General features: G+C 48.9%; 14 protein-coding genes. 12 read left to right on the forward strand and 2 right to left on the reverse strand.

Annotation, left to right across the window (positions count from 1 at the left end):
- The first annotated feature begins 60 nt into the window (after positions 1-60).
- From NP77_RS04135 to ddpX, 4 genes are all read left to right on the forward strand, one after another.
- Positions 61-966 (forward strand): hypothetical protein, encoded by a 906-nt coding sequence (locus NP77_RS04135; RefSeq protein WP_039659131.1) that lies wholly within the window; start codon positions 61-63, stop codon positions 964-966.
- A 94-nt stretch (positions 967-1,060) separates the two neighbouring features.
- Positions 1,061-2,026: a hypothetical protein gene (locus tag NP77_RS04140; protein WP_039659132.1), complete on the forward strand. Its 966-nt coding sequence runs from the start codon at positions 1,061-1,063 to the stop codon at positions 2,024-2,026.
- Positions 2,027-2,212: 186 nt separating this feature from the next.
- Positions 2,213-2,704: a hypothetical protein gene (locus NP77_RS04145; RefSeq protein ID WP_156137287.1), complete on the forward strand. Its 492-nt coding sequence runs from the start codon at positions 2,213-2,215 to the stop codon at positions 2,702-2,704.
- Between the two features lie 225 nt (positions 2,705-2,929).
- Complete coding sequence (gene ddpX, locus NP77_RS04150; protein ID WP_082040827.1) at positions 2,930-3,511, forward strand: D-alanyl-D-alanine dipeptidase; 582 nt, start codon at positions 2,930-2,932, stop codon at positions 3,509-3,511.
- Positions 3,512-3,683: 172 nt separating this feature from the next.
- Here the strand turns inward: ddpX and NP77_RS04155 are convergent, their stop codons facing one another.
- The gene (locus tag NP77_RS04155) at positions 3,684-3,920 is read right to left on the reverse strand and encodes a DUF2171 domain-containing protein (protein WP_003854080.1); all 237 of its coding nucleotides are present in this window, start codon (positions 3,918-3,920) and stop codon (positions 3,684-3,686) included.
- Between the two features lie 353 nt (positions 3,921-4,273).
- On the opposite strand from NP77_RS04155, the gene NP77_RS04165 reads away from it, so the two are divergent.
- The 7 genes from NP77_RS04165 (at position 4,274) to NP77_RS04195 (ending at position 9,232) form a co-directional block, all read left to right on the forward strand.
- Entirely contained in the window at positions 4,274-4,870 is a 597-nt protein-coding gene (locus NP77_RS04165) for a DUF1349 domain-containing protein (RefSeq protein ID WP_039659137.1), read from the forward strand.
- Positions 4,871-4,972: 102 nt separating this feature from the next.
- The gene (locus NP77_RS04170) at positions 4,973-5,992 is read left to right on the forward strand and encodes a DUF481 domain-containing protein (RefSeq protein ID WP_008924985.1); all 1,020 of its coding nucleotides are present in this window, start codon (positions 4,973-4,975) and stop codon (positions 5,990-5,992) included.
- Between the two features lie 103 nt (positions 5,993-6,095).
- Positions 6,096-7,061: a magnesium/cobalt transporter CorA gene (corA, locus tag NP77_RS04175; RefSeq protein ID WP_003854075.1), complete on the forward strand. Its 966-nt coding sequence runs from the start codon at positions 6,096-6,098 to the stop codon at positions 7,059-7,061.
- Positions 7,062-7,358: 297 nt separating this feature from the next.
- Entirely contained in the window at positions 7,359-7,592 is a 234-nt protein-coding gene (locus tag NP77_RS04180) for a hypothetical protein (protein WP_003854071.1), read from the forward strand.
- Positions 7,593-8,066: 474 nt separating this feature from the next.
- A complete protein-coding gene (locus tag NP77_RS04185) occupies positions 8,067-8,339 on the forward strand; it encodes a cupin domain-containing protein (protein WP_003854069.1) in 273 nt (90 codons plus the stop codon).
- 11 nt (positions 8,340-8,350) lie between these two features.
- Positions 8,351-8,776 carry a DUF4186 domain-containing protein gene (locus tag NP77_RS04190; protein WP_008924986.1) on the forward strand — a complete coding sequence of 142 codons (426 nt, stop codon included), beginning with the start codon at positions 8,351-8,353 and terminating at the stop codon, positions 8,774-8,776.
- A 138-nt stretch (positions 8,777-8,914) separates the two neighbouring features.
- The gene (locus tag NP77_RS04195; RefSeq protein WP_003854066.1) at positions 8,915-9,232 is read left to right on the forward strand and encodes a hypothetical protein; all 318 of its coding nucleotides are present in this window, start codon (positions 8,915-8,917) and stop codon (positions 9,230-9,232) included.
- 65 nt (positions 9,233-9,297) lie between these two features.
- Here the strand turns inward: NP77_RS04195 and NP77_RS04200 are convergent, their stop codons facing one another.
- Entirely contained in the window at positions 9,298-10,536 is a 1,239-nt protein-coding gene (locus NP77_RS04200; protein ID WP_003854064.1) for an AI-2E family transporter, read from the reverse strand.
- Between the two features lie 351 nt (positions 10,537-10,887).
- On the opposite strand from NP77_RS04200, the gene NP77_RS04205 reads away from it, so the two are divergent.
- Positions 10,888-11,217: a hypothetical protein gene (locus tag NP77_RS04205; protein WP_003854059.1), complete on the forward strand. Its 330-nt coding sequence runs from the start codon at positions 10,888-10,890 to the stop codon at positions 11,215-11,217.
- The last annotated feature ends 12 nt before the right edge of the window (positions 11,218-11,229 follow it).

Consider the following 11,229-nt stretch of genomic DNA (forward strand, 5'->3'; position numbering starts at 1 on the left):
TGGCTGGCAACACTAAGCTAGCATCACCCGTGTAAAATTATACTAAACATGAGATTTAAAATGATAAACTTTGATAGAAGTATTTCAAAGAAATGTTTAAAAAAATTCAGTGAGAGAACTCAGGTTAGAAACGAAAGAGAAAAGATTAATAGCGATATATTACGGGCGTGGGATTATGAATTAAATAAAAAAGCAAGACCAGATTTAATGATCGCACACTGTATCTCTTCCCGCGGAAGCGTTTCTGCCATTGGAAAAAAGAACACAAACTCACCTTTTTTAACAAAGACTGTAGAAGCGGTTCTATCATCATGGGATGTTATATCTGCCTGTTGTACAGGTGTAGTGTCGAATTCTAACGGTATTATGGAAGGTCGGGTGCCTCTGGATATTCAACTCAATCTTCGTGTTCCGGTACAAAATATTTTGGGTACGCATCATAGTGATGTGAGATTCAATAATTTTTCAGGGCTTGAAGGTAATGTTCCGCATGGACGTGTTCTGGATAAAGCGGCATTGACCGAAAGTATTTTTAAAGGGATAGAAAGACCTAATGATCATGGTTTCAAAATGTCTGGTCCTTATAATATTTTACGTCATCCAAATGAATTCTTGAGAAAAATTGTTTCCAGTGCGGGTAATTATAACGAAATACTTCTTGTGGGGAAGACAGGCGTACGGATGTATATGGACTTCCCATGTACTGAAATGATAAAGCTAAGAGGGGTTTCATTCAGACCAAATTATCTTATAAAGCTTTTGATCAAAGGGGAATATGACGAAGAAACACTGTCAAAATTTGAAGAGGACATGGAGTTTATGAAAAAAATTCTCAGGGTTAATGCTAGTAACAGGCTTCTATTCCCGATGGGAAGACATCCTGGGTTAAGAAGGCTTAAGTTTTCATCTCACATTGAAAAAGCAGGGTTTATAACAGTTGATGGTAGCTCTTTTGTGCTTAGTTGAAAGCTAAATTTTTAACATTTTACTGATTATTCGTAAGGTGCCGGGAGAATGTTCCTGCCACCCCTGTTATCCGTTAATTAGTAAGGAGATACGTATGGATAAAAAAAAGTGTGTGGCCGGCAATCCATTGCAGGTTAACAAGGCATTGGAACTACAGGCATTGATTATGTGTTATTTCCCAAAATATACTAACTGCGAAGTTGAGTTTGAAGAATGCAACTGGGATTTCGGGGGTAGTGATAATGTTATTCAGTCAAAAATAAGAAGTATGGCTATATCAAAAGGGTATTGTAAAAAGGATTTTATAGTGCGAAACCGGATGGTTGTAAAAAAAGAAAAAGCAATCAGCCCCATAAAAACCCTTCACAGGGCATTGGTAGCAACCTATGTTACTTCAGGTAATTACTATAATACGCCCTTAAGACGACGTCTCAATCCAGTTCAGCGGCTTGTGTCTGAACCACTTACCATGAGTATGGAGGATGTCATTGAAAAGTTCAGGCGTGAAAGCGAAGAAGCTGCCAGAGGTTATGGGTTTAGCCTTGATTTTACTGTAAGAAGCATGAGATTACAGGGCAGGTTGTCTGCGGGCTTTTCAACATTACTGCTTAAAAATCTGCTATTGGAAAGAAAAAGAAAAGGGACAACGTTTCGTGGCGTTCTGGCGTCATCACAGTTTGTGACTTTGCTCGATTATTACAGTCAGCATTCTACCGTTGTAACCACAGATCAATTTCTTTCCACTACCACATATCAGCTTGTTGCCAGAGAGTTTTCCGCAGGAAAATATGATTCCCGATCTGTTTCTGAAGGAGATAAAAAAGTTGTCTTTATCGTGGAGGGATACTCTGGTGCAGAAATATCAGCATGGATTGATGAAGGTGAAGTGTTATATCCGCCAGAAGTTTATTTTCAGGTCTGTCCAGTAAATACTTATGAAAAAATACGTTATCTGGGTGCTACATACGGCGCGTTTATCTATAAATTAAAAGAGGTTCCTGCGCCAGATACCGATAAGGAAATACCCTTTTTAACAGATGTTCATAAATTGCAACGTTAAGGCATAATTTTAATAACATGTTTGATATCACACCTGAAAATGCTGGGGTTAAAACATACACTCCATAAATATCTTCTTTTGGTTTTTTAGCTTTTAAGAAGAATATGGCGGTGTTTTCAGGGTGAGGTTTCTCTTATTTTTTTTGGTGGATGCTTTTATTTTTCTATAATATAAAAGGTAATGTTTATGTTAACAAGCACTCAACGTGATAAGTTAAAAAATATATTTAATCATCGTGCTAAAATGAAGACAATCAATTCATTTTTATCCTTACAAGAACCTGCGGGCCCAGAGCAAATCCTTGAGCTAAGGAGATTGTCTGACAATGATTATTTTTTTGTCCCTGTGATGCCTGAAAGGAAAGTTAATATCCCGAAACCTTATGGGCGATTTTTATTTGTTATTCCCTCTTTCTCGCCAGGAAAGGTCTTCTGTGGCGTACCTGATGGTTACCGGACGTTTGCTTCTGATATTATCAAACCAATACAGGGCCATACTTCAATATGTCTTGATAAAGATGTGTTTTTTGCGGGTGAAGTGGATTTTATTAATGGTGTATTGAAAAGCTGGTCGAATAACAGTGGTCATTATATGCCAAAAGCAGAACTCATTGATATTAATTTTATTCCGGCAGTAAAATTACTCTTGCCTAAAAGTAAGTTTAATGAGATTTTTTGAAGTAATTTTTTGTTAATGATAGACATGTGATTTTTTAGACTACTGTTTTTTTTGAAAAGCAGGATGTCCAGGAGTGCCAGAAAGATTCATTCACTACAGAATCTGGCAAATGCCTGCAAATACCTCAGAATTGGTAAAGGAAATAGATCGTTCATTACGGTCTGGAAGAATGCGTTAGCAAAGATACCTGAACCCTAAAATTTTATGAACAAGGAGCACCCCATCATGGAAAGTCAGAGTCTTGTTGATATCGCTGAGGTCTTTCCTCAGTCAGCCATCGATCTCAAATATGCCACCGCTGACAACCTCACCGGTAAGCCGATCTATCGCGACGCGCGTTGTCTGCTGCACGTTGATGCGGCGAAAGCGCTGGCAAAATGTATCAATATCGCCGGTGTGGCGGGCTATAAGATGCTGATCCTCGATGCATATCGGCCACCTGCTGCGCAGGCTATTTTATGGCAGGCCTGTCCGAATCCTGACTATGTTGTGCCGCTTTCGCGTGGATCAAACCACAGTCGCGGAACGGCGGTAGACGTGACGCTGATCGATGAGCGCGGTGAGATCGTGGATATGGGCACCGGCTTCGATGAGATGAGTGAGCACTCTCATCCTTATCATCCTGCGGTGCCTGTTCAGGCACAGCGCAACCGACTAATGCTTAATGCCATCATGCTGGGCGGTGGCTTCAGCAGTATTGCAACCGAATGGTGGCATTTTGAATTGCCCGGTTCAGATAACTATCCTCTGATTGACGGTGCGTTTCACTGTTATTCCTCGCCTCATGCTGAAAATATCAACATCTGAAGCGTTATAAACAGACGGGGTATAATGAGTGCAGGGAAATGCGTATCGCGCTGTTTAATGTAAGCAGAGTGATTAAATAAAGGAGTTCGGGCAGGGCGGAATGACGTTGTCATTTACAGCGGTTTTCTGGAGTAATAAAAAATAAGCCGTGGCAGGCGCCACGGCTAACGATTTATGCAGACTGCCACTCGCTTTCAACATCCGCTTTGGCTTTAGAGAGAATGACTTTATTGTCATCCACTTCTTTAACCCAGCTGAATGGAATAATGTGGTGCTTGCCGCCTGCTTCAGGGTCGCTTTTCGCCAGTTTAATTTTGTCGTCGCCTTCAAAATGGTCGACAATACCGACATGTTCGCCATTTACATCAACAACCTGTGCGTGATCCAGAATCTCTGATTTATCTACCATGGTGGCTTAATCCTTATATTTGATGAGTTAAGTTGCCCTCAGACAAAACAAGCCTGGTAGTTAAATACGTTTTTAGCCAGGCGATTAACAAAATGAAATAGTTAAGTGCACTGGTCCTGGTCGATATTATTTCCCCTCATAAGTGTGTGAAAGAAAAATAAGCGAAACCGCAGATAAGGCGGATTTGTCTGTTGCATCAGGCATTCTGACCTGTTCATCTGCCACATCACTTTAATCAGATTAGCTGCGTGAGTCTGCCGCGCGTTTAACAACAAGGCTATGATAATCAGACCCATCGTCTTGCGGTAGAGCAACCTGATCGCGGGCGGTTTAACGTACAGAAAGGAGTCCCTATGACAGCAGTCAGTTCATTGACCACCGAAGGCGGCGTCTGGATTAATCAGCCGCCGGTACACAGTCTGGATGGCAATACGTTGCAGTTCGAAACCGCATTAAACAGTGATTTCTGGCAGCGCACCTGGTACGGCTTCGAACGGCACAGCGGCCACGCCTTTGGCTTCTGGGTAGAAAACGACTTCACCGTTCAGGTGCAGGTGAGGGCAGAATTCAGTCAGCTCTATGATCAGGCTGGTCTGTTCATTCAGGACAGTGAAACGCATTGGGTTAAAGCGGGTATTGAGTTCAACGATGACCAGCCCGCCATTGGCAGCGTGGTCACGCGTGAGTTTTCTGACTGGTCTACCGGCGTTTTTCCAGGCGATGCGCGTCAGTTCTGGATGCGAGCCACGCTGGAAAATGCCGCGCTGAGGATCCAGTACTCCACTGATGGAGAGATATGGCCGCTGTTGCGGCTCTGCCCGTGGCCGGGTCAGGGGTGGCGTTTTGTCGGTGTGATGGGCTGCTCGCCCGAACGCGAAGGGCTGGCGGTTAGCTTTATGGATTTCGCGCTGACTCCGCCGCTCGGTAAAGCACTGCACGACCTGTCATAACCCTGGGCAGATTGCTTATCATCGCAGAATCGGCTTAATTGTCGGGTCAGAATTTGCGGTGATGCGTCGTCCATACAGGGCAACGCTTTTACAGGGAAAGCCATGCGTTGTTCCAACTTGTTGACCAGACTGCTGGTCATCTTCTGCTGTGCCGGATGGGCAGAGCAGGCCGCAGCCGATACCGTCTGGCTGAATAATGGCGACCGGCTGACGGGCACGATTCGTTATCTCAGTGACGGCAAGCTGGGTATAGAGACACAGTATGCCGGGACCGTCACGCTGGACTGGAATGCGGTCAGCACGCTCGCCAGCGAGAATCCGGTCAATGTCGAAAACAAACAGACCGGTGAGCATTATCAGGTGCGGCTCAGCTCGTCCGATCCCGGCTATGTCTGGGTTGAGCGCAACGAGCAGGAACAGCAGGTCTCCCTCAGGCGTATTGACGAGTTTATGAAAGCCAAAGTACGCACCGATCAGCTCGCCTGGACCGGCAACATCGATGCGGGCGTCAAAGTCAAAAAAGCCTCGACCAAAACGGATGACTACAGTTTTGCGCTTAACACCAAACTCAACCAGGGAAAATGGCGGCATGACATCGGCGCGACCTTCAATCGCGAGCAGGAAAACGACAGCATCAACACCAGTAACTACAGCCTGCGCTATGCCTTTGATTACCTGGTCAGGGAGCAGTATTTCTGGCAGACCCGCGCGACCTACAAGCGCGACTGGGTTGAGAATCTCTCCCGGCAGGCGCTGATCGGTACCGGGCCAGGCTATCAGCTGTGGGACACTGAACTCAGCGCGTTCTCACTCTCATTGCTGGGCGGTGCCTTTGAGTATGGCTACAGCGATGACAGGGAAGAGCGACATTTTGGCGGCTCAGTACGCTGGAACTATCAGCGCTATTTGCTGGGCAAGTCGGTCACGCTTTACAGCAATGGCGACATCGGCCATTCGCTGGACGATGACGGGGTATTTATGCTGGATGCGGAAGTCGGAATGCGCTATAGCCTGACTTCCTGGTCAACCCTGCATATTGGCTATCATCGCAACCTGGTCAGCGGCATACCGGATACCCTGAATGAAGGCATCTTCTCCACCGGGCTTGGGCTAAAGTGGTAATCCGCAGATTGCGCAACGCCGCAGCAAATCCTTACGGTTTTTATCCGGTTACAGGCCCGGCATTAGCTAAGCTCCATGTACTGTCACAACAGGAATGCAGAAGATGATCGTAAGTAGCATGGTGTATCGTCCGGGATGCGCGGGCGAAGAGGTCCAGGTCGATGATATCAGTGAAGTGATTAAAGAGCCGGAGGCGTTTATCTGGCTTGGGCTGTGGCAGCCAGACGCTGAGTTTATGGCGAAGATTAAAGAGGAGTTTGGACTCCACGAACTGGCGGTTGAGGATGCGCTTAATGCCCATCAGCGACCTAAAATCGAACATTATGGCGACTCACTGTTTATTGTCGTGAAGACGGTGTGCGCTAAGGATGATACCTGCGAGCTGGGTGAGTCCCATTTCTTTGTTGGGAAAAAATTCCTGATCAGCATCCGTCACGGCGCATCGGAAAGCTACACCCCGGTGCGACAGCGGGCGTCTGAAAACCCGGCGCTGCTAAAATTTGGTCCGGCCTATCCGCTTTACTGCCTGCTCGATTTTGTCGTGGATCGGTATGCTCAACTCTCCACCTCTCTGAATGAGCGGGTCGGGCAGATGGAGAACGATCTCTTTACCAGCGAATTCGACCGCAAGTCGGTGCAATCGGTTTACACCATGCGTCGTCATCTGCTGTCGCTGCGCAATGCGGCGCTACCGGTTGAAGAGATCTGCAATCAGCTGATTCACCTGCATGAAGATTTGATACCCCGTCCGCTGCGTGCCTATATCCGTGACGTACAGGACCATGCCCGCCATGTGGTAACCGACGCGGAAGATATGCGCGAGATGCTGACCAGCGCCATGCAGGTCAATCTGGCGCTGGTCACGGTGCAGCAGAATGAAGTGGTGAAAAAGCTGGCCGGCTGGGGCGCGATTCTGGTGATCCCGACAGTTGTATTCAGCATGTATGGCATGAACTTCGAGCACATGCCAGAGCTGAAGTCGCTGTATGGTTATCCGCTGGCTGTCGGGCTGACACTGGTGGCCTGCGGCGGGCTGTGGGCCAGGCTGCGCCGCTCTGGCTGGTTGTGATCGTGACGGGTCAGGAGAGGCTGCACAGGCGGTCATCCGGTTCCTGACCCGTGTTATTTCGCTGTAACTGACGCAGCTGCCCGTTTTTGCCGCGGGTCCACATGAAGATGCGCGGGATTGGTCCGGCAGAACAGGCAACAGACACCGCCACAAAGCGAACCCTTTGACGCTGCGCTTATTCTGCCGCTGCCCTTGTAATCCTGTCGATTTAGTTCAGACTCACTACTCCACTCATGTTTTATCATCAGAGCTGGCCTGACTATCAATCAGCGTTATGCTTTTACAGTCAGGATTAATGTGAATGAATTTACACGTTTTACCTTCTATCCGATCACCGGCTGGCATATCGGTCCTCTGAGCTCGCATCAGGCACTCGTCCTCAAATTCGGTTATATCGATCCCGACGCCCCGCGTGAACAGGGCCCGCAGGAGACGCTGTTCCTGGGGCTGACCATTGAAATGGCCAAAAAACTGGTTGCCAGTCTTTCCGAACATATCGACTACGCCGAAAAAATGGGCAACCAGCACTAGTTTCCATCCGGGAAGACGCCTGGCGGTTGGCATTCAGTAATCCATCGTCGGGTGCGCACACCGTTACGCTGCCGCCGCATTTAACCTACTGGCACCACCGCCGACAATAACGCTATCCACGCCACACTATGCGACTGGCCTACGCTGCGATTCACTGGCTGTCGCTGCGGGGTTCGTTTTCGTCTGATTGCAGCATAATGAGTCCTGTTTGAGTCAGCAGCGTCTGTGCCCGACGGGCCTCCACGCCTCTTTTGGACTATTGGTAGTTAATCAGCAATAGCCCTGTTCTTTCATGGTGAACACACTTTTTTGTCATCCTGATGTCAAACCAGCGACAATAAGAGAGCAGGAACACCATCCGACTGACCGGTCAACAACGTTGCCTGCGCGACGGTACGTAACCCGTTGAGTGCCATAAGTAACCATAAAGATCGTCTACACTGCTTAGGGTCTGTTCCACATTGAGGTGTTGCCATGACCGAACATGAATTCAGAAAATTGTTAGCCGAACAGGGCTTTGATGAGCCGCTGCTGGTTGAACGTGCAGCGTCAGCCCAGCTTGATAATCACGTCCATCCCTTTGAGGCGCTGGCACTGATTCTCAGTGGTGACATCACTATCAGTACTGAACAGGGCGACACGACTTATCATCCCGGTGAGACATTTCACCTGCAGCCGAATGAGCTGCATCGCGAGGCGTTTGGTCTGCAGGGCGTCAGTTATCTGGCGGGACGTAAATATGAGTAACGAGTATTAGCATGAAGGTTTCAGACGATCTCTTTATCCGGCTGGCGCGCTCACCGTTCCGCCAGCGTTTTCGCCTTGGACGCGCTGAATATGATTACGCCAACAGCAAAGGCGAGTCGGTGGTGAGACAGCACGCCGCAGGGTTTGTGGAACAGCGCCTTGCGCCTGCCCAGCCTGAGAATGATGGCAAACAGACACCCATGCGCGGCCATCCGGTGTTTATCGCCCAGCACGCCACCGCGACATGCTGTCGTGGCTGTCTGAGTAAATGGCACAATATCGGACAGCATCAGCCGCTGAGTGCTGAGCAGCAGGCGTATGTGGTAACGGTGTTACTGGCGTGGATTACGCGACAGCTGGAACAGCCTGCGCCGCCTGCTCGCGTGACCCGAAATCAGCCTGAAAAAGACGACGATCCGCAGCTCGCGCTTTGGTAGTGGGCGAAAAATCTACAATCAATCACTTTTTCTGGTGAAAACTGGCCCTTTTTCATTCCTGGTTTATTCTTAAATCTTTCCTGGGAAGGCTATGCCAGGATTAAAACCTACACGGCAACGATGAATACAGAGGGAATTATGAAGAAATCAATTATTGCACTGTCTGCTATTTTGCTGGCCTCGCCAGTATTTGCTGCTACTACTACAGACAACACCGTTGCAGAAGCGCATAAAGGCGCTGATACCGCGAAAGAAAAACTGCATCAGACCCAGAACGAAGGCGAAGAGCTGAAGCTGAAGTCTGAGCACGCCGCTGAAGGCAAGAGCCACACCACCGGTAGCAAAATCACCGAAGGTACACAGAAGGGCTGGCACAAAACCAAAGAAGGCACTGAGAAAGGCTGGGATAAAACCAAGCAGGGTGCTGAAGATCTGAAAAACAAAGCGACCAACTAATTCGCTGCTGTTTCAGAGTTAAAAAAAACCCACCGAAAGGTGGGTTTTTTTATGGCCTGACGCTGTCAGGGCTTATTCAAGGCTGCTTTCTCTCTCTGCGAGGCGACTAACGCTGAGACTTTGCTTTCCGTTTCTGCAGCCGCTTCCGCTGATGCCGCAGCCGCTTCTGCCGCGGCTTCTGCTGCTGCCTCGGCGGCGTCATCGGACTGTTTCTTGCCTTCTTCGATAAACTCTTCGTCGATGGCTTCGATATTCTCGCGGTTGTCGCGTCCGGAGAGGAGATTCCAGCAGGCGATAAACAGAGCAGCAATCACCGGACCGATAACAAAACCGTTAATGCCGTAGATTTCCATGCCGCCCAGCGTGGCAATCAGGATCATATAGTCAGGCATTTTGGTGTCTTTGCCGACCAGCAGCGGACGCAGGATATTATCCACCAGACCGACAATCACCACGAAGAAACCCACCAGGAACAGCCCTTTCCACAGTGCGCCAGTGGCGAAGAAGAAGATCGCCGCAGGCACCCAGATAATGGCGGAACCGACGGCCGGAATCAGGGAGAGGAAGGCCATCAGCGCACCCCACAGCAGGCTGCCGTCGATGCCGGTAAACCAGAAGGCCAGCCCGCCGAGAATACCCTGAACGATACCGACTACCACCGTGCCTTTCACCGTCGCGCGCGCCACGGCGGCAAACTTCACCATCAGGTGATGCTTCACGTAGGTTGAAAGCGGCAGCGCTTCCAGAATCAGATGTACCAGATAGGAGCCATCTTTCAGCAGGAAGAACAGCAGATAAAGCATGATGCCAAAGCCGACGGTGAAGCTGAACGTTCCTTTACCGATAATAAAGGCGCTGCCCGCGACATACTGACCGCCCTTAAGGGCAAACGAGGAGAGCTTCTGCTGAATCTGCCCGGCGTTATCCAGATTGTTTTCAGCCAGAAAATGCTTCGCCCAGCGCGGCAGATGCTGCAACAGATCGGCGAAGACCACCGGGAACTGCGACGAGTTGGTCTGCAGCTTGTGATAGACCGCGTTGGTTTCAACCACCAGTGAGGAGGCAATGATCGCCAGCGGCGTAAACACAATCAGGCAAATACAGAGCAGGGTAATTAACGCCGCTACGCCATTACGATCACCCAGTCGATTACGAAGCCAGGTTTTCAGCGGATGGAAAATGACCGCCAGAATCGCTGCCCATAAAATCGACGAGAAATAGGGCGAAAGGACGTCAAAAAAAGCGACGGTGGCGATAGCCAGAATCAAAATGAAAAACCCGATGTTCAATCCTTTAAAACGCATGGAAAAACCTCATCTGGAACAAACGCTGATAAACCCGACGCGCAAATTTTCTGTGCCTGTCTTCGCCTATGCGAGGGCCTGGGACGCATTAACGGTCTGGCTTTGTTCTTAACACGCTGCTGGTGGCAGCATCATACTGGCTAACTATCTGAAAGGTCTGGCAGAAGTGATGAACGGATAATGTTCGTTCGCTGCGTGACTTCCGGTCGGTAGCAGGCTGCTTATGACTGCAGCGCGCTGAATCCTACATTAGCGTAGCGGTTTCGACCATTATTGGTAGGTCAGAGACTCATGTTCTCTGTGTATGCTGCCGATAATAGCGTTGACTGAGCAAAAAACAGGCAATAAGAAATGGGTAAACCGAGCGTTTTAACGGTGCTGCTGGCGCTGGCACTAACCGGCTGTGCCACCAAACAGTATCCTCAGGCGGCGGCGGTAACGCCGGAAGAGACGGCGACACTTAACTGCAGTGCACTGGATCAGGAACTCGTGAAAGCGCACAGCGTGCAGAGTGACATTGAGCAAACCGGCCAGTTTGATGCACTGACCGTACTGGGGTTTGTCGGCGATTTCGGGCTGGGTAATGGCATTGCGAAATACAATGCCAGCCAGAAGGCAGAACGGCGACTGAATCAGTTACAGTCGCTGAAAGCCGCGAAGTGCAGCCAGCGACTGTCGTAGCGGGCGGCTTAA

Source organism: Pantoea sp. MBLJ3 (genome assembly GCF_000816655.1).
Lineage (GTDB): Bacteria > Pseudomonadota > Gammaproteobacteria > Enterobacterales > Enterobacteriaceae > Pantoea > Pantoea eucalypti.